Source organism: Poseidonibacter sp. (assembly GCF_041821165.1).
Classification (GTDB): Bacteria; Campylobacterota; Campylobacteria; order Campylobacterales; family Arcobacteraceae; genus Poseidonibacter.
Map to the genome: position 1 here is coordinate 23,358 of NZ_JBGUES010000004.1, position 26,440 is coordinate 49,797.

General features: G+C 27.7%; 25 protein-coding genes. 3 read left to right on the forward strand and 22 right to left on the reverse strand.

Features of this window, described 5'->3' with window-relative positions; genetic code table 11:
- Nucleotides 1–951 carry a ketopantoate reductase family protein gene (locus tag ACERKK_RS00990; protein ID WP_373771199.1) on the forward strand — a complete coding sequence of 317 codons (951 nt, stop codon included), beginning with the start codon at nucleotides 1–3 and terminating at the stop codon, nucleotides 949–951.
- 47 nt (nucleotides 952–998) lie between these two features.
- On the opposite strand, the gene ACERKK_RS00995 is transcribed toward ACERKK_RS00990, so the two are convergent.
- The 7 genes from ACERKK_RS00995 to ACERKK_RS01025 are packed head-to-tail and all read right to left on the reverse strand — an operon-like array spanning nucleotide 999 to nucleotide 5,456.
- On the reverse strand, nucleotides 999–2,060 hold the full coding sequence (locus ACERKK_RS00995; protein WP_373771200.1) for a succinylglutamate desuccinylase/aspartoacylase family protein: 1,062 nt from the start codon (nucleotides 2,058–2,060) through the stop codon (nucleotides 999–1,001).
- On the reverse strand, nucleotides 2,053–2,979 hold the full coding sequence (gene rimK / locus ACERKK_RS01000; RefSeq protein ID WP_373771201.1) for a 30S ribosomal protein S6--L-glutamate ligase: 927 nt from the start codon (nucleotides 2,977–2,979) through the stop codon (nucleotides 2,053–2,055). Before rimK ends, ACERKK_RS00995 begins: the two co-directional genes overlap by 8 nt.
- A 1-nt stretch (nucleotide 2,980) precedes the next feature.
- Nucleotides 2,981–3,400, reverse strand: a complete 420-nt coding sequence (locus tag ACERKK_RS01005; RefSeq protein WP_373771202.1) for an ATP-dependent zinc protease — start codon at nucleotides 3,398–3,400, stop codon at nucleotides 2,981–2,983.
- Nucleotides 3,401–3,438: 38 nt separating this feature from the next.
- The gene (locus ACERKK_RS01010) at nucleotides 3,439–3,843 is read right to left on the reverse strand and encodes an ester cyclase (RefSeq protein WP_373771203.1); all 405 of its coding nucleotides are present in this window, start codon (nucleotides 3,841–3,843) and stop codon (nucleotides 3,439–3,441) included.
- On the reverse strand, nucleotides 3,827–4,060 hold the full coding sequence (locus ACERKK_RS01015) for a hypothetical protein (protein ID WP_373771204.1): 234 nt from the start codon (nucleotides 4,058–4,060) through the stop codon (nucleotides 3,827–3,829). Before ACERKK_RS01015 ends, ACERKK_RS01010 begins: the two co-directional genes overlap by 17 nt.
- Nucleotides 4,061–4,084: 24 nt before the next feature.
- Nucleotides 4,085–5,170: a peptidase M42 gene (locus ACERKK_RS01020; RefSeq protein ID WP_373771224.1), complete on the reverse strand. Its 1,086-nt coding sequence runs from the start codon at nucleotides 5,168–5,170 to the stop codon at nucleotides 4,085–4,087.
- A 55-nt stretch (nucleotides 5,171–5,225) separates the two neighbouring features.
- The gene (locus ACERKK_RS01025; RefSeq protein WP_373771205.1) at nucleotides 5,226–5,456 is read right to left on the reverse strand and encodes a hypothetical protein; all 231 of its coding nucleotides are present in this window, start codon (nucleotides 5,454–5,456) and stop codon (nucleotides 5,226–5,228) included.
- Nucleotides 5,457–6,032: 576 nt separating this feature from the next.
- Here ACERKK_RS01025 and ACERKK_RS01030 point away from each other — a divergent pair.
- Nucleotides 6,033–7,607 (forward strand): nitrite/sulfite reductase, encoded by a 1,575-nt coding sequence (locus tag ACERKK_RS01030; RefSeq protein WP_373771206.1) that lies wholly within the window; start codon nucleotides 6,033–6,035, stop codon nucleotides 7,605–7,607.
- A 64-nt stretch (nucleotides 7,608–7,671) separates the two neighbouring features.
- Here the strand turns inward: ACERKK_RS01030 and ACERKK_RS01035 are convergent, their stop codons facing one another.
- Nucleotides 7,672–8,775, reverse strand: a complete 1,104-nt coding sequence (locus ACERKK_RS01035) for a PLP-dependent aminotransferase family protein (RefSeq protein ID WP_373771207.1) — start codon at nucleotides 8,773–8,775, stop codon at nucleotides 7,672–7,674.
- Between the two features lie 119 nt (nucleotides 8,776–8,894).
- Here ACERKK_RS01035 and ACERKK_RS01040 point away from each other — a divergent pair, with 119 nt between their 5' ends.
- The gene (locus tag ACERKK_RS01040; protein WP_373771208.1) at nucleotides 8,895–9,776 is read left to right on the forward strand and encodes a GyrI-like domain-containing protein; all 882 of its coding nucleotides are present in this window, start codon (nucleotides 8,895–8,897) and stop codon (nucleotides 9,774–9,776) included.
- Here ACERKK_RS01040 and ACERKK_RS01045 read toward each other — a convergent pair.
- From ACERKK_RS01045 to ACERKK_RS01110, 14 genes are all read right to left on the reverse strand, one after another.
- Nucleotides 9,773–10,264, reverse strand: coding sequence for a M48 family metallopeptidase (locus ACERKK_RS01045; RefSeq protein WP_373771209.1), 492 nt, complete (start codon nucleotides 10,262–10,264; stop codon nucleotides 9,773–9,775). The two genes, ACERKK_RS01040 and ACERKK_RS01045, sit on opposite strands and share 4 nt — an antisense overlap.
- Before the next feature lie 60 nt (nucleotides 10,265–10,324).
- The gene (locus ACERKK_RS01050) at nucleotides 10,325–12,358 is read right to left on the reverse strand and encodes a dynamin family protein (protein WP_373771210.1); all 2,034 of its coding nucleotides are present in this window, start codon (nucleotides 12,356–12,358) and stop codon (nucleotides 10,325–10,327) included.
- Complete coding sequence (locus ACERKK_RS01055; RefSeq protein ID WP_373771211.1) at nucleotides 12,358–14,712, reverse strand: dynamin family protein; 2,355 nt, start codon at nucleotides 14,710–14,712, stop codon at nucleotides 12,358–12,360. Before ACERKK_RS01055 ends, ACERKK_RS01050 begins: the two co-directional genes overlap by 1 nt.
- A gap of 102 nt (nucleotides 14,713–14,814) precedes the next feature.
- Nucleotides 14,815–15,549, reverse strand: a complete 735-nt coding sequence (locus ACERKK_RS01060) for a fumarate reductase iron-sulfur subunit (protein WP_373771212.1) — start codon at nucleotides 15,547–15,549, stop codon at nucleotides 14,815–14,817.
- On the reverse strand, nucleotides 15,549–17,534 hold the full coding sequence (locus tag ACERKK_RS01065) for a fumarate reductase flavoprotein subunit (RefSeq protein ID WP_373771213.1): 1,986 nt from the start codon (nucleotides 17,532–17,534) through the stop codon (nucleotides 15,549–15,551). Before ACERKK_RS01065 ends, ACERKK_RS01060 begins: the two co-directional genes overlap by 1 nt.
- Nucleotides 17,534–18,328, reverse strand: a complete 795-nt coding sequence (locus tag ACERKK_RS01070) for a fumarate reductase cytochrome b subunit (protein ID WP_373771214.1) — start codon at nucleotides 18,326–18,328, stop codon at nucleotides 17,534–17,536. Before ACERKK_RS01070 ends, ACERKK_RS01065 begins: the two co-directional genes overlap by 1 nt.
- 221 nt (nucleotides 18,329–18,549) lie before the next feature.
- A complete protein-coding gene (locus ACERKK_RS01075; protein WP_373771215.1) occupies nucleotides 18,550–20,070 on the reverse strand; it encodes an NADH-quinone oxidoreductase subunit N in 1,521 nt (506 codons plus the stop codon).
- Nucleotides 20,067–21,554: a NuoM family protein gene (locus tag ACERKK_RS01080; protein WP_373771216.1), complete on the reverse strand. Its 1,488-nt coding sequence runs from the start codon at nucleotides 21,552–21,554 to the stop codon at nucleotides 20,067–20,069. Before ACERKK_RS01080 ends, ACERKK_RS01075 begins: the two co-directional genes overlap by 4 nt.
- A 1-nt stretch (nucleotide 21,555) precedes the next feature.
- On the reverse strand, nucleotides 21,556–23,442 hold the full coding sequence (nuoL, locus tag ACERKK_RS01085; protein WP_373771217.1) for an NADH-quinone oxidoreductase subunit L: 1,887 nt from the start codon (nucleotides 23,440–23,442) through the stop codon (nucleotides 21,556–21,558).
- Nucleotides 23,439–23,753, reverse strand: a complete 315-nt coding sequence (nuoK, locus tag ACERKK_RS01090; protein ID WP_373771218.1) for an NADH-quinone oxidoreductase subunit NuoK — start codon at nucleotides 23,751–23,753, stop codon at nucleotides 23,439–23,441. The genes nuoL and nuoK overlap by 4 nt, the downstream gene beginning before the upstream one ends.
- Nucleotides 23,753–24,277, reverse strand: a complete 525-nt coding sequence (locus ACERKK_RS01095) for an NADH-quinone oxidoreductase subunit J (RefSeq protein ID WP_373771219.1) — start codon at nucleotides 24,275–24,277, stop codon at nucleotides 23,753–23,755. Before ACERKK_RS01095 ends, nuoK begins: the two co-directional genes overlap by 1 nt.
- On the reverse strand, nucleotides 24,270–24,776 hold the full coding sequence (locus ACERKK_RS01100) for an NADH-quinone oxidoreductase subunit I (protein WP_373771220.1): 507 nt from the start codon (nucleotides 24,774–24,776) through the stop codon (nucleotides 24,270–24,272). The genes ACERKK_RS01095 and ACERKK_RS01100 overlap by 8 nt, the downstream gene beginning before the upstream one ends.
- 1 nt (nucleotide 24,777) lies before the next feature.
- Nucleotides 24,778–26,061 carry an NADH-quinone oxidoreductase subunit H gene (locus ACERKK_RS01105; RefSeq protein WP_373771221.1) on the reverse strand — a complete coding sequence of 428 codons (1,284 nt, stop codon included), beginning with the start codon at nucleotides 26,059–26,061 and terminating at the stop codon, nucleotides 24,778–24,780.
- A partial coding sequence (locus ACERKK_RS01110; RefSeq protein ID WP_373771222.1) for a molybdopterin-dependent oxidoreductase occupies nucleotides 26,058–26,440 on the reverse strand: 383 nt, incomplete at its 5' end. The genes ACERKK_RS01105 and ACERKK_RS01110, both read right to left, overlap by 4 nt.

The following is a 26,440-nucleotide window of genomic DNA, read 5'->3' on the forward strand; positions in this document are numbered from 1 at the left end:
ATGAATATTGTAGTAATTGGTGCAGGTGGAATTGGTGCATTTTATGGAATGATTTTACATGATGTTGGCTGTAATGTAAAGTTTGTAGCACGTGGTGAAAATTTAGAGTATTTAAAAAATAATAGTATGAAAATAACTCACCCAAATTATATAATTGAAGATAAAATTGATACTTTAAGTATTGAAGAATTATTAGAATTAAATCCAGAAGATTTTGATGCGATTATAATTGCAACAAAAGCAATGAGTACTCAATCAATTAGTAAATCACTTGCTTTATGGACTAAAGATGCTAAAAAAATTCCATACTATATATCTTTACAAAATGGTGTACAAAATGAAGATGTAATGCTTAAATATTATAATAATGATTATGTAATAGGTGGACTTACAAGACTTATTGTATCTCATACTGTATCTTTAGGTCATGTTCATTGTGAAGGTGAAGTTCAAACTTTAATAGGTGCTTTAAATCATACAAAAGAAAATTCTGAGTTTTTAAATAGATTAAAAGATGTATTAGATAAAACTCAAACTACTACTATTTTATGTGAAAATATAAAATTAGAACTTTGGAATAAATTAATTATAAATAATGGTGTAAATGCTATTTGTGCTTTATTACAAGAGGAATCTGGGCCTTTAATAAGAGATGAAAAAACTTCTAAATTAGTATATGGACTTATGAGTGAAGCAGCATATGCATCAAATGCAGTTGGTATAAATCTAAGTCAAGAAGATGCAAATAAAATGTTTGAACTTATGACGACATTTCAATCTGTAAAACCATCTATGTGGGTTGACACTGAAAATAATAGAGATTTAGAGTTAGATGATATTTGTGGAGTTGTTATAAAAAATTGTGAAAAGTTAGGAGTTGATGCTCCATATACAAGAGCAATTTCTACAATATTAGAGTTTTCTTATAATAAAAAGAGAAAAAGTAAATAGTAAAAAGAAATTAAGATAAAGTTCCTTTATCTTAATTATTTATCTTCTTACTCTATTGTTTCTTCTTTATTTAATTCTTGAAATTCACTTTCTAAGATAGCATTTTCATTAAAATATTCAACTTTATTTTCTGCTGTTTCTAAATTTTTAAATCTAGCAATATGAAAAATTGCATCACCTTCTTGAATTAATGGAATTTCAGATTTACCTATAATTACACCATCAAATTCTGCTTTTATTTCAAAGCTATCATCTCCAAGTGGTTCATCTATATAAGCAATTATTTCATCAGTTTTAACAGTATCTCCTAAAGCTTTGATTGTTCTAATCATTCCACTTTCAGTTGATCTTATCCATTGACTACTTTTTGTAATAATTGGAAGTTTTTTGATTTTTTTAGTGTTTTTTGGAATCATATCTAATTCTCTTAAGACATTTACAATTCCTTTTACTCCAATACGAATAGAAGTTTCATCAAATCTTAATGCTTCTCCTGCTTCATAAAGTAATATTGAAACACCTTTTTCTTGAGCTACACTTCTTAGTGAACCATCTCTTAGTTCAGAGTGTAAAACAACTGGTGCTTCAAAGGCTTTTGCTAGATTATAAGTAAATTCATTATTGATATCAGTTCTAACTTGTGGCAAGTTAGACTTATGAATTGAGGCTGTATGTAAATCTATTCCCAAAACACATTTACTAACAATTTCATCAAAAAAGATTTTTGCAACTCTACTTGCAAGAGAACCTTTTTTTGTACCAGGAAAAGACCTATTTAAATCTCTTCTATCAGGCATATATCTAGATAATGTCATTACTCCATAAGTATTTACAATAGGAATAAGAATGATTGTACCTTTTAGTTTTTTTAAAATATTTAATTTTCTAAATCTTCGAACAATCTCTATTCCATTTAATTCATCACCGTGAATTGCAGCACTTACAAAAATAGTTGGTCCATCTTTTTTACCTCTTAATACTCTAACAGGTAATGATGTTGGAGTATTATAAAGTTTAGGTAATTCAATATTAATAGTTATATTTGTATCTCTTGGTATATTTACACCAGCTAAGACAAAGTTATCACTTATATTACTTGAGTTATGCACCAATATTATCTTTTCTTATTTTTCTTTTTTTCAATGTATCTTTTGGATGAACATTATTTTGGATTAAATCCATTATTTTACCTGCAATATCAATTTGAGTAGATTTCTCAATACCTTCTAAACCAGGAGATGAATTTACTTCCATAACTAATGGACCTCTACTAGATGGAATCATATCAACTCCACAAACACCAAGTCCCATAGCTTTTGCTGCTGCTAATGCTGTTGCTTTTTCTTTTCTTGTTAATTTATGGGCTGTTGCACTTCCGCCTTGATGTAAGTTTGACCTAAAGTCACCCTCAGCACCTTGTCTTTTCATAGCACCAACAACTTCACCACCAACAATTAAAACTCTAATATCAGCACCACCTGCTTCTTCAATGAATTCTTGAACTAATAAGTTTACATCCATTCCGTAAAATGCATCTAAAACAGATTTAGCAGCTTTTTCACTATCAACTAATACTACACCAACACCTTGCGTACCTTCTAAAATCTTAAGTACTAATGGCGCTCCACCACTTAGGGCAATAACATCTTTTGCACTTGATTTATTTGATGCAAATACTGTTTTTGGCATATCAACTTCATGTTTTGATAAAATTTGTAGACTTCTTAATTTATCTCTACTTCTAGAAACGGCTAAACTTCCAGTTACTGTAAAGACATCCATCATTTCAAAGTGTCTAATCATAGCAGTTCCATAGAAAGTTCTACTTGCACCAATTCTTGGAATAATAGCATCAGGAATAGGTAACTCTTCACCAAGATAATTAATCTTTAGTTCACCTTTCATAATTTCAATACTACATTTTAAATAGTCAATTACTCTAACATCCCAATTTCTTTCTTGTGCTGATTCTACTAACCTTTTTGTTGAATATAAATTCGGGTTTCTTGATAATATATAAACTTTCATTTTAAGCCTTTTTCGATAAATTTTCTTTTGATACGTCTACTAGGAATCGGTCTTTTAAAAATCTTCGGCCTATTAACATCGGAAATTTCATATCCGCTCTATTTGTTAATGAAATTACACTTTTATATTTTTTACCAAAAAAATTAACAGTTACTTTTATTGAGGCTCTTTCTTGAACTTCTCCATTAGAACTTTTAACTCTTTTAACTTTATAAAGAGGCATAGTCATTTTCTTGCCATGATAAGAAGGATGAACTTCATCTAATAATCTAAAATGAACATTATTCCCATCTATTACAATATCATCACAATGTAAAGCATTTGAATCAGCACCAGTATCAACTTTTGCATCCAAATCATACAATTCTAAATCTATTATAGAAATAATCTCTCTTCGACCTACAATCTTCATATCATCCATTACTTACCTTTTTTATTAAAATTATTATCTAAATATCCTTACGAAAGTTGTTTTGTAAGAGTATTTAAATCACCCAATACCCAGATGTCAATTATTTTACCATTATTAAATTTAAAAAATGATGCACCATTATATAAAATCTTATTTTGACTTGCTTTATATTCAAATAACTGACCTGTATGTCTTCCATTATACAAAGTTCTAACAGCGATACTATCATTGTTATCCACTAAATGAATTATACTATGAAATAAATTTGGAATACCAGTTAAAATAGTATCCATATATTCACTAAACTCTTTTTTTCCAGTAGTTGAAATATTTAAAGAACCATGAAAAGTAATATCATCATCAAAAAGAATATCAATATACTCTTTTTTTTGTTTATTCCATAACTCTTCATAATATAGTGTAACCAGTTCTTTATTAGTCATCTTTTTCATTGTGTTGCTTCTTCTCACTTATATATTCAATATCAATAAATGCATACTCATCGTATTCATCATAATCAACAGTAAAAATTTTGTTATAACCCATTTTTACTAACTCTATATCAATATTTTCTTCTGTTAGTCTATTTTTTACTTTTTCCATTAAAATATCAATATCTTCTTCTTTTACGCTATTTGCTCTAAGCTCGTAAATAATCGATAAATTCATAATTTATTTCCCATAAATTTATATCTATTTAATATCGTTATCTATATACAATTTTCTAAGCATAAATAAAATTGCTTTTACAGATTTTATTGATGCTGTTTCTTCAACTGTATGATAACCTGTTGTTGGTATTTGAAGCGTAGTTCCTTGAATCTTCTTATTTGATTCTTTTACCAATCTTCCTAATTCTGTACTTCCTAAAGTCATTAATGGAAGGTTTTGCTCTTTTAATAACTTATTTTGCTTTTGTATAAACTCATCTTTACAAGAGTATTTTATATTATTTTTATGACAAAAATTCTTAAGCATTTTTAATAATGGCGATTTAAACTTAGCATTTGCATCTCTATTTCTTAATACAATATCTTGAACATCAGCCTCTGGTCTTGTATTATAAGGGCTTGTATCCAATACTAAAAGTTCACTTGTTGATAAATGTTGTTTTTTAAACCATTCATTAACATATCTCCATGATTTTCCAGCTTCTTCTTGTGCTGTAAAAAATGCAGTTCCTTGATAACCATTTTGGTAAAGATAAATAATAATTGCAGCTGATAAAACATTATCTAATTGTGCTGAAATTAAATCATTATTCTTCTTAAGTTTATCACTAAAAGCAATTGGCGTTCCTGGTAATAAATGCTTAAAACCATCAACTTTAAATATTAAGTTATTGATTTCTTCACATAAATAAACATCTGTTATTTTCCCAATTCCTAAATAACTTCCACCCCAAGGTTCATATGCCTGAACTTGTTGATTTATATATCTTGAGGCAATTGATTCAAACATCTGTTCTGATAAAGAATTTCCATTTAAATCACTTTTATTTTTTTCTAGAAAAGCTGCAAATTGAAACTCATTTGGTCCAGTACAAATTAAACCATGTCGGTCAATATGAGCACTAAACATTCCTCTTGTAGGATTATTTCCTTGTGCAACTAATAGTCCATCATAATATGATGTTTGAATTCCTAATTCCTCCAACTCTCTTTTTAAATATAAAAAGAAAGAGTGTTCTGCTCCCGTTACAGAAGGAATTCTAATTAGTTGTTTTAATAAATCCAAAAAAGGAATAAAGTTCTCAATTTGTTTATCTAGTGTTTTAATAGACAAATCATTCTCCTATGTAAAATAGAATAAGAAGCTTAAAATGTATATTTAACTATTGATTATTACTTTCTTCTTGCTCTTTTAGTTCTTTATCAATTTGACATTTGTCATATAACATTTCACATTTAGCAAAACATGTTTCATTATTAGTCGCTTCATTTGATTCACATTTTAGGCTACATTCATCATATACTGCATCACATGCATTGATTTCTTCTTTATATTCATTTGCAAATAATGCACAAGATAAGATTACTAATGTAATCATGATTTTTTTTAACATTTATACTCCTGTTTAACTTTGAGATAAGTTTCATTTGTTAGTATAAAGGAACTCTATATTTTAGAGCTCAACAATTTACAGAAATTTTCTTTTTATAACGCACGCCACATGCAAAAAACAATTTCTGTAAAGACTTAAAGACGATCCTCTTATTCTATATCGGAATTATAAACTATAAAAAAAGAAAATTTCTTAAAAATTTCTTAAAAAATATTCTTAACCCCAAAAGTCCGAAAAAATCGATATTTTTGCTATATAATTTTAAATATTTTGTATTATAAATTTTTTAAAAAAGCTTATTTATTACAAACATTTTTTTAAAAAAACTAAATAATAATATAATTATTATTTTTAATGCTAAAAACTGATATTATACAAGTTCTAAATACTTGATTAAAATACTATATATTAATATTAGACTTGTAAAACTCTAAAATATGGTAATAGTTTATAATTGATTAAATTAATCAAGATTAATATAATTTATTTCTTAGTAAAAAATGATATAATTATAAAAATTTTTGAAATGTAATAAAATTAAGATATTATAAGTATTTAAACTATTAGGAGTAGAGTATGGCAGAAAACGAATTATCAGCAGTTGAACAATTAAAAGCTTCAAGAAACCCATTAAAAGTTATTGAAGATATATATAAAGAAGCACAAGAAGGAATCCCTTTAAGTGCTGATTATATAGGACTATTAAAATGGTATGGTATGTATCCACATATTAATGGTGATGAAACTGAAGATAAAAAATATTTTATGAAAAGAATCAAATTAGTTGATACTAAGATGAACTTAGAACAACTAGAAGTAATGGCTAAAATAGGGCAAGAATATGCTCAAGGTTTAGTTGATTTTACAGATAGACAAAATGTTCAATTTCACTTTATTCAAATAAAAGATATGCCTGCAATTTTAGATTTATTAGAATCTGTTGGATTAACATCAAGAATGGCATCAGGTGATGGTCCAAGACCAATTATGACATCTGCTATTGGTGGAATTGACCCTGAAGAGATTATTGATGCTTCATATTTAGTAAAAGAAGTTGATACATATTTTGATGCAAATGAAGATAGATTCTGTAACTTCCCAAGAAAATATAAAATTGGTATTTCAGGATGTGGAAGACATACAGCTGCTCATGAAATTCAAGATGTTGCATTTACAGCTTTTAAAAATAAAAATGATGAAGTATTATTTGATTTAACACTTGCAGGTGGACTTTCAAAATCAAAACAAATTGCATATAGAGCAAATAGATATGTTAAAGCTGAGCAAGTAAAAGATGTAGCTGTTGTTTGTGCTGAAATATTTAGAGATCATGGAAATAGAGCTAATAGAAATAAAGCAAGAGTTAGACACTTAGTAAATGAGTGGGGATTAGAAAAATTTGTTGCTGAAATTGAAACAAGATTAGGTTATGAATTACAAGAAGGTTTAGTTGAACCAAAAATTACATCTTTTGAAAATAGAAACCATTTTGGAATTCATGCTGCAAAACAAGAGGGTGAATCATTTATTGGATTTGCTACAAACTCAGGAAGAGTTGCTGGTGAAGACTTTAAAGCTATGAGTGATATTTGTAATAAATATAATGCTGCTGGATTATCTTTAACTTCTACTCAAAACTTTATTATTTATGGTGTAAAAACGCAAGATGCTCAAGCACTTGCAGATGAAATTGATGCATTAGGTTACCCATATAATCCATCACCTTTTAGAGCAAGATTACAATCATGTACAGGAAGAGAATTCTGTAAATTTGGTATTACTGAAACTAAAGAGTATGCTAAAAAGGTTGTTTTAGAACTTGAAGAAAAGAATCCTGATTTTAAAGAGAACCTAATGATTGCAATTTCTGGTTGTGGAAATGGTTGTTCTCATCCTCAAATTTCTGATATTGGTTTTGTAGGAACTAAAGTAAGAGATGAAGAAGGTAATAGAGTTGAAGGTTATGACGTTATCTTAGGTGGACATTTACAAGGTGAAAAAGGAAGTAGAATTGCACATAAAACTGGTGTTAAAGTAACTGCTACTAAACTTGTTGATTTTGTAGGTGATTTAATCGCTTCATACCAAGCTGATAACTTAGGTCAAACTACATTTAAAGATTATTTAAACACTGTTGAATTATCAAAATAGTTTTTAATTCTTAAATCTTTTAAAATTTATAAAAAGAGAATTTCTCTTTTTATAAAGACTTCTTTTATAGACATTTAGCTATTAATTTTATCCCTTTTTTTATATCTTCAAAACTAGAATGTGTAAAGTTAAATCTAATCTCTCCATTTGTTTGTTTATTAATATAAAATTGATTTCCTGGTACAAATACAACTTTTTGTTTTATACATTTTTGAACTAATTCAAATGAATCAATATTTTCAAATCCTCCATAAATAAACATACCACCTTTTGGTTTTTTGTATTTAAATGAAGGAAGATGTTTATCTAACATTTTACAAAAGTAGTCTGCTTTTTGTTTATAATCATCTCTAATATCTTGTAAGTGTTTTTCATACTTTTTTCTATCATTTAGATATTCATCTAAAATATATTGCGAAATTCCACAAGAGTGTAAATCAATACTCTCTTTTATAATCATAAGAGAATCTATTAACTCTTTACTTGCTCTAATCCAACCAATTCTAAGACTTGGAACTAATGTTTTTGAAAAACTTCCTAAGTGAAAACTATTATTTGGAATCTGTGAACTTATACTATTTGGTTTTTTATCAAAAAACAGTTGAGTATATGGACTATCTTCAATTAAAATTCCATTTTGTTTTTTTACAATTTTTGCTATTTGTTCTCTTTTTTTATTTGAGTAAGTTGATGTATATGGATTTTGAAAATCTGGAATTAAATATGCTAGTTTTGTTTCTTTAAAACTCTTTTTAAAATCACTTATATGAACTCCATCATTTTCAAGTTTAATACCTTTCATATTTAAATGATTTAATCTAAATATATTCATAGCACCTAAATATGATGGTTCTTCAATTGTAATATCTTTAGATTCAAAATACTTAGCAATAATATACATAGCTTGTTGGCTTCCTGTAGTAATAAGTATTTCATCTTCATTTGTAGTAAAGCCATCATTTGTATACTCTTGCGCTATTTTAGCTCTTAATTGTTTAATGCCATTACTAAGACCATATTGAAATACTTTTTGTTGACTCATTATTTTATTTGATGCTTTTTGTAAATCTTTAATTGGAAATAGTTTTTCACTTGGTAAACCACCTGCAAATGAAATTGTTTCTTCATCAATTGATTCAAGTATCTCTCTAATAAATGATCTTTTCATAATTAATCCTTTTTTTGTGCTAATAATACTAGAAGTCTATTTTTTATTCTTTACATAAAATGCTTAAATAACTATCTATAATTGCTAATTTTATTTACATAAAATGCTATAATTTTATTATGAAAAATGAAACAATAAAAAAAAGAAGTAAAATTGCAAATGATGTGATGAATTATATTTATCAATATATTGATACTGATATAAATATTGATGAATTAAGTATTGAAATGAATGTAAGTAAATTTCATCTTCACAGAATATTTAAAGATGAATTTGGAAAAAATATTTATGAGTGTATAAAATCAATTCGTTTACAAAAAGCTTCAAATTTATTAATTTCAAATCCATATTCAACTATTACAGATATTTCTAAAATATGTGGATATAGCTCACAAACTTCTTTTTTAAGAGCATTTAAACAAAGATTTGAAATGACTCCAAAAATGTGGAAAAATGGTGGGAATAAAATATATTCAAATAAGATATTAGAAAATTTAATAGATACTTCTGCTAATAAAATAGATTTTTTACAAATAGAACCTACAATAGTAAAAATGCCAAAGATTGAAGGTTTTTATATAAGACATCAAGGTTATGATAAAAGTATTAAAAAAACATGGCAAAAACTTCAAACATGGATATATACAAATGATATTACAAACTATGAACAAATAGCTTTACATCATGATAATCCAATTGTTACACCTCTAAATGAATGCCAATATATTGCAATTATAAAATGTGAAGATAAAGAGATTAATTTACAAAATTCTTCGCTTCCTATTTTAACAATACCTCAAGGTATTTATGCAAAGTTTTCATTAAGTGGAAAATATGGTGATGTTATTAAATTAATACAATGGGTTTATCATACTTGGCTTATAAATAGTGGATATGAAACAACAACAAATCCATCTTATGCTATTTATCATAAAAACCATTTTTTAAGTCAAGATGGAATATTTGAGCTTGATTATTATTTACCTATTAAGTATGTTTAATATAATTTTCCATATAAATCTAAGTGAAGTAAATAAACTCTTAAATCAAACTCTACTTGATGATAATCATCTTGAATAAAAGTACATAGATTGTAAAAAGCCTTGTTATGTTCTTTTTCTTTAAAGTGTGCTAATTCATGAACTACAATCATTTCAAGAAACTTTTCAGGAGCATTTTTAAATATAGAAGCAACTCTTATTTCATTTTTAGATTTTAGTTTACTTCCTTGAACTCTTGATACAAAGGTATGCATTCCTAGTGCATTACTAATTACATTTATTTTTCCATCATATATAACTTTTGAAACCTGAAATTTTTTAAAGTATTCGTTTTTATAATCCATTACATAAGAATATAAAGCTTTATCTGTTTTAATATTATGAGTTTTAGGATACTTTTTTTGTAAATAAGATGTTAGTTTTTTCTTATCAATTAATGTTTGTATTTGGTCTTGAATATGTTGTGGGTAGTGTTGTAAGTATTTCATTTTGTATTATATTTAAAAAGTTTTGTAATGATGCTTTAAAAATTTATGAAAAAGAAGAGTTTAAATCTCTTCTTTTATCTTTTCTAATTCCATAACTTTTTCTAAGTATTGTTCTTTTGTTGATTCAACAAATTTTATTCTATCTTCATTTAATTCTAAATATTGCTCTTTTGAATATTTTGAAATTTTAAATAAGTAGTTTCTTTTTGAAGTTAAGAAATCTTCAATTTTTTCAAATCCAAAATTTGCTTTTAATTTTGTAAGAATTTCATCTTCTCTTGGATGTTGAACAGAAAATCTTGTTGGTTCTTTTTTGTATAACTCTTCTGATTCAAAAATTTGTTGTTCAAAATGAGAAATTGTAGCTTGTGTTGTTTGAATATATGAATATGATAATGCACCATTAAAATATGCAAACTTTTTTCTTAAAGCAGAAATGTTTTCTAAAATAGCTCTATGGAAAGTTCTTAATACATTTTCATAAACTTTTGCAGCAAAGTGTCTTGTATTTGAAAACTCTCTATCTGAAGCAATTTCTCTATGTTTTTTAATTAATTCATATGGTTCTTGCCATTTTTCAACTTCATTTTGAATATTTTTATATACTTCTCTAAATGCATCATCTGCACTTAATTCAATATTTTTTAGAAGTTTAATTGATCTTTTAAACATTTTATCAATTGTTTGGTCATCATAAAATAGATTTTTATAAATACTATCAGAATCAATCCAAAAAGTTTGAAATTCAATTTTTTGAATTTTTTCAGATTTTAAGAAAGAACCTTTTGACTCTTCAAATCTAAATGAAGTTTTTCTTTTTATATTTTTAAATGTTTCATTCGCGATTTTTTCCATAATAGTTTCAAGTGAATTATAAATAGTGAATAACTCTTTTGAATATTTCTTTTGAATATTATCAAATGCACTAACTACTGTTGGTTCACATGATTTAAGAACATTCACAAGTGCATCATAAACTGCGATGATTGTTTCATACTCTTTAATTAAAATATCACAGATACCTTTTAAATCTTTTTTAATTGCATACTCTTTTGATTCTTCTGCTTTTGGTCTTATTGTATTTTCAATAAAATCTAAAACATCTTGGATATTTGAATCATGTAATAGTTTCATATTTGATGTAATATCTTTATATTTTATTTCCATTAAGTTTTTTTGGAAAGAATCAAATTTATCTTTAAAGAAATCAAGTGAATTAGCATCAAGGTTATCATTTAAATCTTTTTTGAAATTTTTCAATATATCATCAACAGAATTTTCAATTAAAACAGATTTATGATGTGCTCTTGAGTCAAGTGCCATTTTTGCTGAAATTGGTGTAACTTGTGCGAAATATTTACCAAATTTTTCAGATACATATTTAGTTGTTGTTTCAACTTGTTCAGGTGTAAATTTATCTTTTTGATTAAGTACACAAAGTGATTTATCTTTAAAGTGTTCCATATACTCTTCTAATACTTCTGCTTCTGATAACTTACCTGCATTATCAATTAGCGTAAGCCAAATAATACCACCTACATCTCTTAAAACACTTCTTGTAGTATCTGTATCCCCTTGTGATTGTGAATTAAGTCCTGGTGTATCTACAAAAGATATATCTTTTAAAATATCCATAGGTGCATATAATGTAAGATATTTAATATCTTTCATTTCATCTTGTCTTTGGTCTGTAAAATCTGAAATTGATTCTATTGGTGCATACTCTTGTGCACCTGAATAATAAGTGATTTTTAGTTTATACTCTTCACCATAGTTAATAAAGTTTACTTTTGATGTTACTGGTGTAATACCTGTTGGTAATATATTTCTAGAAAGTAGGGCATTTAAGAAAGTTGATTTACCAGCTGAAAATTGTCCAGTAATTGCAACTTCCATTGGGTATCTTGCTTTTCTTAATTGTTTATTTAAAATATTTTCTAATTGTCTTGATGGTAAAAATTTTTCATTAAGTAATTTATCTTGAACTTTTTTAATTTCACCAGCTAATGTATCATCATAAACTACTTCTTTTGTTGTATACGTTTCATTAAACTCTTTTATAAAACTTTTTAATATTTTAATATTTTTACTCATTAGTTTAATCCTTTCACATTATCAACAATTAAGTTAAGTTTTTTTATTTTTTTATGAATATCAATTGATAAACTAGCTCTATTTTCATTATTTTGCTCAAATGAAGAAATTTGATTTTGTAATAATTCTTCATCATTTTTTAGTTTTTGTTCAAATGCTTTTAATGGTGCATTTAATGTATCAAAAAATGATTCAATTAAAATATTTGAAATTTTATTAGCTTTATCTTTTATATTATTTTCAATACTAGTAAATTCATTTTTGATATAAGTTTCTATTTCTCTATCTAATTCATTTAGTTTATTTGCTTTTGATTTTGATACAGCACTTGTAATCTGATTTATTAATACTTCATTATTAGAAGTTAAGAAACCTGCTTTAAAATCATCTTGAAAGAATCCTCTTGCATCAAAGTTATCATTTTTATGTCCAATAGAAAATCCAAAATCATGATATTTTTGCTCACATTGTTCACCAATAGTTTGAGATTTTTTAATAAATTTATATCTATAATCTCTAATTACATCAATAATCCCATCTTTTATAGCAGTTTCAACAATAACTTTGATTCTTGCATTTTCAGGTTTTCTTTTTGTTTTTTCAAAAGAGTATCTAACATCTGAAATAACTCTTTGTTTTATAATATTTTGAAGATCTATTAGCTCACTTTGAACAAATGTTTCTAATGATTCTATATAATTTTTTGCATCTTTTTTATAGTAAATAATATCTTCTTTCATTGCTGTAAAGATTCTTTCATTTACTGATTTTTTCTTATTAAATTCTACAAGTTCTTGGTCTAACTCTTCTTTTGATTTTGATAAAAGTTTTAGTTCATAATTTAGTGAAGAAGTCTCTTTTTCAATTGTTTTAATTAATTGTGACTTTCCTGATTGAATAATTAATTCACCTTTTTGTGAATTTGAACCAAATAAAGTTTCATTTAAATAACTCTCAATTTCTAAAATACCTGTATCTTCAAGAGTAAATCCTGCATCTAAGGCTTCTTGTTCTCTTCCTGTTCTATGAAGTAATGCCATTTTTCCAGAGATTGGAATAAACTTGATAGTTTTTAAAATATAGTCAAGTTGAGAATCTTTATTTTGTGCTTTTAGTTGTCGCTCTATTGAAGATTTTGTATAGTTAATAACTTCTTCTAATTGCTCTTTTGAAACAGTATCAGCTCTTGTAATTACAATTAAAAGTTTTGATATATTTTGGTAAAGTAGGGCATCAATAATAAATTCAACATCTTTTAGAGTTGCACTTTGTGATACATTCATTAAATGAAGCATCATATCACAAGCTGAAATATACTCTTTTGTAATCTCTTCTCTTTGAATAACAGGGTCATCAAGTCCTGGAGTATCAACAATTTCAATACCATCAGATAAGAAATCTAAATTTGAACCTAGTTCTACATATTTAACTAAGTTACATTTTTTTCCACTTGCTTCTGCTGATGTATATGAAGATAAATCATTTATATCAACTTCATCAAATCTTGATTCTTCTTTTATATAAGAGCTTAATTCATTTCCAAATATTTTATTTGTTTCATTAACATAATCTCTCATAGATTCTAATTGTTCAGCTGATTTTACAATTCTATCCCATTCAGATTTATTCCAATAAAATACTTTTGCATTTTCACTAGGATTATGTTTAACAATTGTTAAGTTAGCAGTCTCAGGAACAACAGCACTTCCAAGAATTTCTCTTCCCATTAAAGCATTTAACATTGTAGATTTACCAGCATTCATAACACCAGTAATTCCAATAGAGAACTTTTGATTATTTAGATAGTTAGTAACTTCATCTAAATCATTTATAGTTGTAGTATTTGAAGAATCTTCTTTTAATTCATTTACAATATTCTCAAGAGAGTTCTTTAAATCTTTAAATGATGATTTATTTAAGTCCTCACTAATATCAGATTCTACTTGTTCTAAAGTTTCATAATTAACATTTAATTCTTGATGATCAAATAATGAAATTAACTTATCATAGTTTTCAAAGTTTAAAATTGAAGTCTCTTTTAAATAATCAAATGACTCATGTAAAACATCAATATATTGTTTTGACTTATGTTCATTTATTGACTCAACAATATTATGTTGTAAGTGATTTAATTCACTTAAATTGCTAGGTGTTTTAACATTAATTTGTCTACATAAAGTAACAAAAGAACCTAAAGGTAAGAATTTTTCATAATCTTTTCTACTTGCACTTAAGATTAAGGCATAAATAGAAAATGTCTCATTATTAATTGTTGTATCAATTGGTTCTACATCAAGATTTTGCTCAAATGTAATACCGTGATAAAGTAAAAAGTAATCATTAGCTAAACTCATTATATTTCTCCTTGAAATAAAAAAAGTTAAATACCCACACAAAGTAGATACTTAACTTTTTTTATTTATATAATGTTACAAAGGGATAAAATCCCTTCGTAATTATCTTAATGCTACTAGTTTTCTTCTTAAGTAAGCAATTTTATTTTGTAATGGCAAGTGTTTTGGACAGTGATCTTCACAAGCTAGTAAAGACATACAACCAAAAATTCCATCATCATCACCGATTAACTCATAGAAGTCTTCAGCAGTTCTTTTATCATGAGGATCTACTTCAAATCTTGCAACTCTGTTAAGTCCAACAGGTCCAACGAAGTCAGGTCTCATTAATTTTGTACCACAAGAAGCAACACAAATACCACACTCAATACATCTATCTAATTCAAATGTTTGGTCAGCAATATCTGGATCAATTCTTTCTTCTAATTTAGTGATATCATTTTCTTCACCATTATCAACAATCCAAGATTCAACTCTTTTTGACATTGCATCCATCCATTTACCAGTATTAACTGATAAATCTTTGATTAATTCAAATGCTGGCATTGGCATTAATTGTAATGTACCTTCTGGGTAGTTTGCAATTAGTGTTCTACAAGCAAGTGCTGGTTTACCATTTACTACCATTCCACAAGAACCACAGATTCCTGCTCTACAAACGAAGTCAAAAGATAAATCTGGATCATACTCTTCTCTAATTTTCATTAAAGCAATAAAAAGAGTCATCCCTGGAGTTTCTTCTAATTTATAATCAACGAAGTGAGGTTTTGAAACCTTACTTCTTGGATTAAATTTAAGAACTGATATAGTTATTTCTCTACCTTTTTCAATACTCATTATAAATCTCCTGCTCTTTCGTTTTTCTCTCTATAGTTCATTGGTAAATCAAATGGCATTAATGCATCTTGAATTTCATGTCTATCTTTACCTTCTGCTTGCATTTTCTCAGTAATCTCATCAACTTCTGCTTGTCTTTTTTCAGATAATTCATGCTCAATAATCATACCCTTAGCACCATAACCTCTAAATGCTGGAGGCATTTCCATAGTCATAATATCTAATGCTTCATATGTTACTGTTGGTTGAGTTGCATTTGCATCTGGCCAAGAAGTAAGTGTTCTATTTAACCAGTTTGCATCATCTCTTTTTAAGAAGTCTTCTCTGTAGTGAGCACCTCTTGATTCAGTTCTTTCTCTTCCACCTTTAGCAACACAAAGTGCAACTTTAAGCATTCTTGGAACTCTATATGCTTCTTCTAATTCAGGGTTACCAACTCTTTCTTTAGATTTAACATTGATTTGTTTAGTTTTCTTTAATAAGTCTTCTAATTCATCAACTGCTTCAGAAAGTCCAGTTCCATCTCTAAAGATACCAACTTTTTGATCCATTAGGTTTTGCATTCTGTTTTTGATTCTGAAAATATCTTCAGTACCATTGTATGCTAAAATTTCATCAATGTATTTATCTTGAATATCTAAGAATTTTTGAACAGTTTTTGTACCAATTGTAACATCATTAGCTAAACAGTAATCAGCAAAGTAGTTACCAATAATCATACCAGCAACAACTGTTTCAGATACTGAGTTTCCACCAAGTCTGTTAAATCCGTGCATATCCCAACAAGCAGCTTCACCACATGCGAATAAACCATTTAAGTTTTGAGATTCACCAGTTGGTTTAGTTCTAATTCCACCCATAGAGTAATGTTGCATAGGAAGAACTGGAGCCCAACCTTTTTTACCCTCATCAGCAGGATCAATACCATTAAAGATTTGACAAATTTCTTGAACATCTCTTAAGTTCTTTTCAATATGTTCTCTACCTAAAATAGAAATATCTAACCAAATGTGATCACCATATGGAGAAGGTACACCTTTACCATTTCTAATGTGCTCAATCATTCTTCTTGAAACAACGTCTCTTGAAGCAAGTTCTTTCTTTTCTGGTTCGTAATCTGGCATAAATCTATGACCATCAACGTCTCTTAAGATTCCACCATCACCTCTACAACCTTCAGTTAATAAAATCCCTGATGGTACGATTGGTGTTGGGTGGAATTGTACAGCTTCCATATTTCCTAAAGTTGCAATTCCAGTTTCAAGTGCAATAGCAGCACCGATACCTTCACAAATTACAGCATTAGTAGTTTGTTTAAATACTCTTCCGTATCCACCAGTTGCGATACAAGTACCTTTTGCAACATAAGCTTCTAATTCACCAGTAATTAAATCTCTTACGATTGCTCCATAACATCTTCCATCTTCATGGATTAATGATAAAGCTTCTTTTCTATCTCTAATATCAACGTCATGTTTTAATGCTTCATTAGCCACACCAAATAACATAGTATGTCCAGTTGCATCAGCTGTATAACATGTTCTCCATTTTTTAGTACCACCAAAGTCTCTAGACATAATTAAACCATGTCTATCAGCATCTTCAGTAATAGTAGTTTTCTTAGCATTGATTACAGCTTCTCTTGAACCTTCTCTAACTCTAGTCCAAGGCACACCCCATCCTGCTAATTCTCTAATTGCTTTTGGTGCAGTATGTACGAACATTCTTGCAACTTCTTGATCACATCCCCAGTCAGAACCTTTTACAGTATCAGCAAAGTGTAAATCTTCATTATCACCATCAGACATTTTAGAGTTACCTAAAGATGCTTGCATACCACCTTGTGCAGCAGCACTGTGAGATCTTTTAACAGGTACTAAAGATAATACTACTGTATTTAAACCTTTTTTTTGTGCAGCAACTGCAGCTCTTAGACCTGCAAGTCCTCCACCAATAACTAATGCATCACAGTAATTAATTTTCATTATGCAATTCCTCCAACAGTTTTGTTTGTTAATTTATATTCCATTATTTGAGCAGTTGGTACATATTTTTCACCAGCTTTATCAGCGTGCTCGATACCAATTTTCATATATGCAACTAAAGTAGCAAAACCTAATGCAAGGAAGAATATTGTTAATGCCCATTTAACTTGTTTTAATTTTTTTCTAGTTTCTCTTGGATTTTCTCCATCAAACCATCCCCATTTAACACATAATCTATATAGACCAATTGTTCCATGGAACTCAACTGCTAATAATAAAAGAATGTATAACGGCCACATCCACTCAGACCAAATTCTATCTGCACTTGCGTAAGGACCAATATCTGCTGAGTTTGTCATAATAATATATAAATGAACAGAACCTAAGAAGAACATTACAAAACCAGTAAATGCTTGTGTAATCCATAGTTTTGTATCATCATGATTCATACTTTTAGAATGAGCTCTCATAACTTGATACTGTTTAAAGTTACCTGGTAATTTTCTCATACCTAAACCAGCATGTGTGATAAACACAATGAAAATTATTGCAGCAAAAATAGTAACTAATAATGGATTACCACCTTCAAAAATAAAACTTCCCTCTAAAAGTTTCGTAACTGTATACATGAAGTCTTTAGATACTAATATCGAAGATACTAATAACATATGTCCCCACATAAATAATGCTAAGAAACCACCTGTCGCACTTTGAAGGTAATCAAGTTTAGCTGGTAATCTACTCTTTTTTCCCTCAACTGTTTTCCCTAAATAACCTTCTATTAGGTCACTCATATTTTATCCTTTCTTATGCTTAAGATTATTTGATTAATAGCGTGATAATAGCTTAAGTGAGCTTTGCTTTTGTTTATAATTTATATTATATATTTGTATATGAAGTATTACTAAGAGTAAAAGATGATAGTTCTAAAGCCCAAGTAACGGGCTTTAATTATAAAATTTGCTTTAGAAAAAATTTATTTCATTATTAAAAAAATGTTACTTATTAACACATATTATTTTAAAAATAATGATTGAACTGCTGTTTGTGTTAGGATAATAATTTCATCAATATTCATAGCTGGAATAAAGAATACAATAGCTGAGCCAACTCCACCTAAAATTGTTAATATTGCAACAAATGCAATAGCATATGTTGAAACTCTTCTATCATTAAATTCAACAGATATACACTCATCTTTAGTAGGGTAAAAATACATTACTGCAATTAGTTTAAAGTAATAGTAAATTGATACGATAGTAGCTAATACTGCTAATATTGTAAGTTCTGTATAACCTGCGTTTATTGCTTCTGTAAATACATAAAATTTACCAATAAAACCAATTGTTGAAGGAATTCCTGCAAGTGAGAATAAAAATATAGTCATCATTGCAGCTAAAAATGGTCTTTCTTTTGCTAAACCTTTAAAGTCATCATATGTAACTCTTACATTAGTTTCTGAAATAATATGAGAAGCTAAACCAAATGCTCCAAGTGCAGAGAAAAGATAAGCAATTAAATAAAACATAGTTGCATATGCAGAATCAATATTTATAACTTCACCATCTTTATAAGATAAAGCTATAAATGCTAATAATAAATATCCTGTATGAACAATAGATGATGCTGCTAACATTCTTTTTACAATATTTTGAGTTATAGCTAACCATGTTCCAAATACTAAAGTAAATACAATAATTACTGAAATAATAGTATCCCAAAAATCAATAATAGGAGCTAGGTCTTGTAATATTGCACGCATAAAGAATGAGAATATCGCAATTTTAAATGTTGATGCCATATATGCAGTAATAACCATAGGTGCACCTCTATATACATCAAGAACCCATGATTGAAATGGAAATGCTGCAATTTTGAAAAGGAAAGTAAATAAGATTAAAGTTAATCCAATATAAACTAAAATCATATCATCACCACTATGAGTTGTAATATATGTTCCTATTTCACTTAAATTTGTAGTTGCAGTTGCACCATAAACTAAAACAACACCTAATAAATAAAATGCTCCAATAAATGAACCTAATACTAAGTATTTAAATATTGCTTCAACTCTTTTAGAATTTTCAGTATTAAAACCAACCATAATATAAACAGCAAATGAGGCAATTTCAAGTGCAATATAAGCAGTTACAAGTTCATTTGCATGAGCTAATAACATCATTCCAAATAGTGCAAAAAGTAAAATTGAGAAAAATTCACCTTTAAAATATGATCTATGTTGAAAATAGTGTTCACCTATTAATAAAGTTAATATAGTTCCTAAAATAAGTAATATATTAAAGAAATTTGAGAAAGTATCAAATATTAATACATTATTTATAAGATCATTAAATGGTCGTACAGAATAAGATTCTGTAAAATCTGCTAATGAAAATCCTAAGGCAATAAATAAAAATATTGTTGCTATAACAATAAAGTTTTTAACTGTAAACTTTTCATACATACTCATAAACATAAGTACAAGTGCACCAATAAGTACAGTTAATGCTGGAATTAAATAGAAAAATTCACTCATTTTGTAGCTCCAATATGTAAGATGTCATTTATATAATGTGTAACAGTAGGCTCAAATTTATTAATAAAAATATCTGGATATAAACCCATTAAAAATACTAAAATAACCCATGGAGCTAATCCAATAATTTCTTTAATTTTTAAATCTCTCATTATTAAAGTACTTGAACCTTCTGGTCTATCTTGTAATATTGCTCTTTGAAACATCCATAACATATAAGATGCACCAATAACAACTGTTGTTGCCGAGATATATCCAAGAGTATGATTGAATTCATATATACCAAAAATAATTAATAATTCTGATACGAATCCATTTGTTCCAGGTAATCCAACATTTGCAAATAACATAATGGCAAAAATAAAAGTTAAAATTGGAGCTTGTTTTGCAATTCCACCTAAATCTTTAATAGTTTTAAATCCTGTTTCTTCATGAATTAAACCAATTAATAAAAATAAAGCACCAGTTGCAATAGCATGTGCAATTATTAAATATAATGCACCATTTATTCCATACTCATTTAATGAGAAAATACCAGCAGCAATAAAACTTAAATGTGATGCTGATGAATATGCAAACATTCTTTTTATATCATCTTGCATAAGTGCAGCAATTCCAAAATATACAAGACCAAATAGTCCAATAGCTACAAAATAAACAGAAAATTCTATATAAATATCTGGGAAAATAGGAATCATAAATCTTACAATTGCATAAACTCCAAGTTTTGCCATAATAGAAGACAATAAAAATACAGCACCAGTTGGTGCATTTTTATATGTTTCCATAATCCATGTATGTAGAGGGAAAATTGGAATTTTAATAGCAAATGCAGCTAGGAACCCTAAAAATAACCATACTTTTGTTGAATACTCTATTGTAGTTATTTTCATTAATTCATTATATGCAAATGACCATGTTCCAAATTCACTATGATAAGCAACACCTAAATATAAAATTGCAATAAACATTAATAATGAACCAAGCATTGTATAAACAGTTACTTTAATAGTAGTTGCAACCTTATCTCCAAATCCATATGCACCTATCATTAAAAATACAGGTAAAAGCATAACTTCCCAAAAGAAGTAGAATAAAACAATATCAAGTGAAAGTAAGGTACCTGTAACACCTGTTTGAACTAATAACATATTAATCCAATAACCTTTTGTTCTACCTTCCCATAATAGTAAATATGAAGTAGGAATTAAAATAGCAATCATCATTAAAATTGTTAATGAAAAACCATCTAAACCAAGATAATAGTTAATACCATATGTTTCAATCCAAGGTACATTTGTAACAAATTGCATACCAGCACTTGGTTGGAACTCAATATAGATTTTTAATACTAAAGCTAAAATTACAGTAGTAGTTAAAAATGCAATATTTCTAATTGTATTTACATCTCTTGTTGTAATCATTAAACCAAATGCAACAATCGCAGGTAAAAATATAATAAATGAAAGAATATCTGAACTCATACTATAATCCTAATGTAATATATATATAAACAAATACGCATGTCATACCAATTAGCATAAATGCTGCGTAAAATCTAACATTTGCATTTTGAAGCATTGCGACTTTTTTACCTAAGTTTATAAAATTACTTGATGTGTTCATAATAAATCCATCAATAATCTTATCATCAAGTACTTTATCTATAAATGTAGATAGTTTTTTTGATGATTTAACAAATAAAACATCATAAAGTTCATCTATATAGAATTTATTTCCAATTAATCCAATTTCTTCTTCTGGTTTTGATATATCAAAGTTAGCATATTTCTTATATGCTACGTAAATACCAGCTGATGCAACAAGAATTGAAGCTATCATTAAAATATATTCAGTTGAATGACTTAAGTGAATAGTTTTAGAATTTAATTGATTTAACCATGTATCAACTAAATGCTCACCTCCAAATACTGCTGGATAGTTTAAGAATCCTGCACCAATTGCACCAATTGCTAAAATTACAAGTGGTAGTGTAATTGTTTTAGACGTATAAACATATTTTCCCGATGATTTAGTTGGTGCAATAAAAACAATAAAGTACATTCTAAACATATAAAATGCAGTTAAAAATGCTGTAAACATTGCAATAGCCCAAATTAAATATTGACCTTCTTGAAATGCTGCGGCTAAAATTGCATCTTTTGAAAAGAATCCTGAAAATGGAGGAATACCTGAAATTGCAATAACACCAATTAAAAAAGTTATTGCAATAATTGGTAATGATGCTCTATGCTGAGCAATTTTAAAGATATTTTGTTCATGATGTAATGCCATTATAACTCCACCTGCACCCATGAATAACATTGCTTTAAAGAATGCATGAGTAAATACGTGAAATAGACCAGTTGAGTAAAAACCAAGTCCAACTGCAATAAACATATATCCTAATTGACTCATTGTAGAGTATGCAAGAATCTTTTTAATATCAGTTTGTTTTGTTGCAATAATTGCAGCAAATAATGCAGAAAAAGCACCAATATATGCTATAAATAGTCCAATTTCTTCAAGTCCTGAATATAAGAAGTGAAATCTTGCAACCATATATACACCAGCTGTTACCATAGTAGCAGCATGAATTAAAGCTGAAATTGGAGTAGGTCCTGCCATTGCATCAGGAAGCCATACATATAAAGGAATTTGTGCTGATTTTCCCATAGCTCCAATAAATAGTAAGAAGCCAGAAAGTAGTAATAAATCAGAAGAGGCATTTGATAAATTTGCTTCAATAGAAGTAAAAGATAAATCAACTTCTCCTAAAGCAAAAAATAGAGTTACAACACCAAGTAAAAAACCAAAATCTCCAACTCTATTTGCAATAAAAGCTTTATTTGCAGCAATTACATTTTGTGCATTTCCATAATAGAATTTAATTAAAAGGTATGAACAAACTCCAACACCTTCCCAACCAATAAAAAGAATAATTGGATTATCAGCTAATACTAAAATCAACATAGAAGCTAAGAAAAGATTGAAATAAGCAAAGAATTTACCAAAACCTTTATCACCTCTCATATATCCAATAGCATAAATATGAATTAACCAACCAACAAAAGTTACGAACATTGTCATAAAAATTGATAAATTATCTGCTAATAAACCCATATTTATATTTAGTTTATCAATACTTAACCATGTGAATAACTCTTGTTTAAAAATTATTCCTTCTTCATTCATTCTTAAAAATAAATATAGTGTTATTAAAAATGAAATTAAAGGTGTTCCTGTTCCAATTATAGAAAAAACTAAATCAGAAACTTTTTCTTTTTTAATATGATAAAAATAAAATCCAGCATTTAAAACAGCACCAAGTAAAGGAGCTAAAATAATCCATACTAACAAGTTAGAATTCATGATTTTTCTCCTTGTGTTAATGTTGTAAAGATATCTGTATCAAGAGATTTTCTAGACCTAAATAAAAGAATAATTACAGATAAGAATATTGCAGCTTCAGCAGCAGCAATTGCAATAACCATAACAGTAACAACTTGTGGATCCATATTAAAATGATATCTTGCAAATGTAACTAAAAATAAGTTAACACCATTTAGCATCATTTCAATTGACATATATATAACAAAGATATTTCTTCTTGCTATTACTCCAATTGCTCCAATAGAAAAAAGCATCATTGCTACAAAGGCATAAGATGTTAATGAAATCATTATTGTTCTCCTGCTTTTTTTATTTTAGAAGTTCTTTTTTTAGCAAGAACAACTGATCCTATTAATGCAACTAAAAGTAAAATTGAGATTAATTCAAAAGCAACTAACCAATTATTATATAGTTGCATACCAATTGGTTTTATTCCACCAAAATCACCTTCTGTTATTGTTAAATCTTTTGCAGGTAATTTTGAAACTGCTTTTAGAATTAAAACATTTAAAGGAATCATAATAACTGCACCTAATGCAATTAATTTGAATTTTTTAGGCTCTTTTGGTAAATCTTCTTCTCTAATATTTAAGAACATTAAAATAAATAAAATCAAAGTCATAATAGCACCAGCATAGACAATAATTTGAACTAAAAAAAGGAAAGTTGCATTTAATAAAGCAAACATTCCTGCAACACTTAACATAGAAATTAATACACCTAATGCGCTATACATTGGATTTGCATAAACTATCATAGCTATTGCACCTGAAATTGCTAAAAAAGACAGTGCTATAAAAAGTAAATCAGTCATCGTTCAAATCCTTTGATCTTTCATTTGCCATTAAAGCTTTTTTATCTAAAACAAACTCTTCTCTAGTTCCACCTGTTAAAGAAAATATTCCTGTATCCATTCTAATTGCATCACATGGACAAGCTTCTACGCAGTATCCACAAAATACACACTCTAATAAATCTATTTTAAACTCTTTTGGTCTTTTTTCATCAACACCATCAAATCGCTCTTGCGCTTCAATAAAAATACACTCAGCAGGACAAGCCGTTGCACACATAAAACAAGCAACACATTTTTCACTACCATCATCATGTTTTGTTAGTCTGTGAACACCTCTATATCTTTCATTAAGATCATTTGGCTGAACTTCTGGATATTGCATTGTTTTTAAATTGTTTACATCTTTTATATTTTTTACAAAATGTTTAAAAGTTGTTTTCATTCCACCTGCAATTGCTGGTAAAAAAAGTTTGTCTTTAAAAGAATTACCATGTCTTTTTACTACTTTAATTCCCATCTTAACTTCCTTGTACTACGATAAATGTAGCTGTTACAACTATGTTTAATAGTGCTAATGGTAATAATACTTTCCAACCTAACATCTGTAATTGGTCATATCTAAATCTTAATACTGTCCATCTAACCCAAATATATACAAATGCCATCATAAAAAATTTAACTAAAAATGTTCCAATTTGAAGAACGGCTGTTGCAATATTTACTCCATTACTACCAAGTCCTGTTGTAAGAAATAATACTAATAAAGCTACTACAACAAAAGCAATTAATGAAAATGCAATTGTTAATATCTTTGTTTCTTTATCTCTTGATGTATCAGAATCTTTTGATCTGTTATTTTTCTTCATCCATTTTACAAAGAAAAATACTTTTAATGGTAATAAAACAATAATAGCCATCATAATATAGTTCATATTTGATTGAACTTCTGCTGTACTTAACCATGGAATTTGATAACCACCAAAAAATAAAGTTACAATAATTGCAGCAGAAGCACTCATAGCAGCATATTCGCCAACTTGGAAAAGTCCAAATCTCATTGCTGAATACTCTGTATGATAACCAGCAACAATTTCTGATTCACCTTCTGCTATATCAAATGGTGCTCTATTTGTTTCAGCAAATGAACAAACTATAAATATAATTGCAGCGATTGGTTGAATAAAAATTCCCCACATTGGAATTATTCCAAAAAATGTACCTTGTTGTGCATTTACAATATCTGTTAAGTGAATTGAACCATATGATAAAATCATTGAAATAACTGCTAGAACCATTGCCGCTTCATAAGAAATAACTTGTGCTGCTGCTCTAATTGAACCTAATAAACCATATTTACTATTAGAAGAGTAACCTCCTAAAATAATTCCATAAATTGATAAACCAGCAAATGCTAAAAACCACATAATTCCAAGTTCATTTGGAACAGCTTGCATAATATGAGCTTTTCCATCAATTACTAAATTATCAGCAAAAGGAATAGTTGCAAATGTTAAAAATGAACATATAAAAACTAATGCAGGTGCAATAGAAAATAAAAATTTATATTTTATATGTGCAGGTGTAAAGTCTTCTTTAAAAATAAGTTTTAACATATCTGCAAAACTTTGAATTAATCCACCAAGTCTTAAAGGCCCAATATTACATCTATTAGGGCCTGTTCTATCTTGCATAAAAGCAGAAATTCTTCTTTCCCACCAAACAAAAAGTGGAGTAAGTCCAACTGCTAAAAATGCAGCTAAAGAGATGTTTATAATTAATATAGCTGTTGTTGAAGTACTCATAGAGTTCCTTTTTCAATCATTTCTTTTAGATTTTCAATTATAGATGTAATTGTTCCTAAAGGATTGTTTTTTTTCATCTTACTTACAACTTTTTGTTTAATACCATCAGTATTAATATATGTTCCTGATTTTTCATAAAAAGAGGAAATTGGTATAGCAATATTTGAATTTTCTATTGTTTTTGAATTAATATGACTAAACATTGAAATTACTTTTTTATCTTTTAATAAATCAATATTTTCTTCAAAATAGTTATTATCAATTATAATTACAAGTTTTGAATTTGTAAGCCAATTATTAAAGTCATCTTCATTTTCACTTATTTCAAGCTCTTTAAATGCTTTTCTATTAGCAGTTTTATCACTATTTCTTAAGTAAT

Excerpts from the sequence above, each read along its gene's own strand:
- ACERKK_RS01010 (WP_373771203.1), bottom strand. The coding sequence starts at position 3,843 with ATGAAAAAGATGACTAATAAAGAACTGGTTACACTATATTATGAAGAG.
- nuoK (WP_373771218.1), bottom strand. The coding sequence starts at position 23,753 with ATGATTTCATTAACATCTTATGCCTTTGTAGCAATGATGCTTTTTTCT.
- nuoL (WP_373771217.1), bottom strand. The coding sequence starts at position 23,442 with ATGAATTCTAACTTGTTAGTATGGATTATTTTAGCTCCTTTACTTGGT.
- ACERKK_RS01065 (WP_373771213.1), bottom strand. The coding sequence starts at position 17,534 with ATGAAAATTAATTACTGTGATGCATTAGTTATTGGTGGAGGACTTGCA.
- ACERKK_RS01070 (WP_373771214.1), bottom strand. The coding sequence starts at position 18,328 with ATGAGTGACCTAATAGAAGGTTATTTAGGGAAAACAGTTGAGGGAAAA.
- ACERKK_RS01105 (WP_373771221.1), bottom strand. The coding sequence starts at position 26,061 with ATGAGTACTTCAACAACAGCTATATTAATTATAAACATCTCTTTAGCT.
- ACERKK_RS01025 (WP_373771205.1), bottom strand. The coding sequence starts at position 5,456 with ATGTTAAAAAAAATCATGATTACATTAGTAATCTTATCTTGTGCATTA.
- ACERKK_RS01100 (WP_373771220.1), bottom strand. The coding sequence starts at position 24,776 with ATGGGAATTAAAGTAGTAAAAAGACATGGTAATTCTTTTAAAGACAAA.
- ACERKK_RS01080 (WP_373771216.1), bottom strand. The coding sequence starts at position 21,554 with ATGAGTTCAGATATTCTTTCATTTATTATATTTTTACCTGCGATTGTT.
- ACERKK_RS01055 (WP_373771211.1), bottom strand. The coding sequence starts at position 14,712 with ATGAGTTTAGCTAATGATTACTTTTTACTTTATCACGGTATTACATTT.
- ACERKK_RS01030 (WP_373771206.1), top strand. The coding sequence starts at position 6,033 with ATGGCAGAAAACGAATTATCAGCAGTTGAACAATTAAAAGCTTCAAGA.
- ACERKK_RS01095 (WP_373771219.1), bottom strand. The coding sequence starts at position 24,277 with ATGACTGATTTACTTTTTATAGCACTGTCTTTTTTAGCAATTTCAGGT.
- ACERKK_RS01060 (WP_373771212.1), bottom strand. The coding sequence starts at position 15,549 with ATGAGTATTGAAAAAGGTAGAGAAATAACTATATCAGTTCTTAAATTT.
- ACERKK_RS01015 (WP_373771204.1), bottom strand. The coding sequence starts at position 4,060 with ATGAATTTATCGATTATTTACGAGCTTAGAGCAAATAGCGTAAAAGAA.
- ACERKK_RS01040 (WP_373771208.1), top strand. The coding sequence starts at position 8,895 with ATGAAAAATGAAACAATAAAAAAAAGAAGTAAAATTGCAAATGATGTG.
- rimK (WP_373771201.1), bottom strand. The coding sequence starts at position 2,979 with ATGAAAGTTTATATATTATCAAGAAACCCGAATTTATATTCAACAAAA.
- ACERKK_RS01045 (WP_373771209.1), bottom strand. The coding sequence starts at position 10,264 with ATGAAATACTTACAACACTACCCACAACATATTCAAGACCAAATACAA.
- ACERKK_RS01005 (WP_373771202.1), bottom strand. The coding sequence starts at position 3,400 with ATGGATGATATGAAGATTGTAGGTCGAAGAGAGATTATTTCTATAATA.
- ACERKK_RS00990 (WP_373771199.1), top strand. The coding sequence starts at position 1 with ATGAATATTGTAGTAATTGGTGCAGGTGGAATTGGTGCATTTTATGGA.
- ACERKK_RS01050 (WP_373771210.1), bottom strand. The coding sequence starts at position 12,358 with ATGAGTAAAAATATTAAAATATTAAAAAGTTTTATAAAAGAGTTTAAT.
- ACERKK_RS01075 (WP_373771215.1), bottom strand. The coding sequence starts at position 20,070 with ATGAGTGAATTTTTCTATTTAATTCCAGCATTAACTGTACTTATTGGT.
- ACERKK_RS01035 (WP_373771207.1), bottom strand. The coding sequence starts at position 8,775 with ATGAAAAGATCATTTATTAGAGAGATACTTGAATCAATTGATGAAGAA.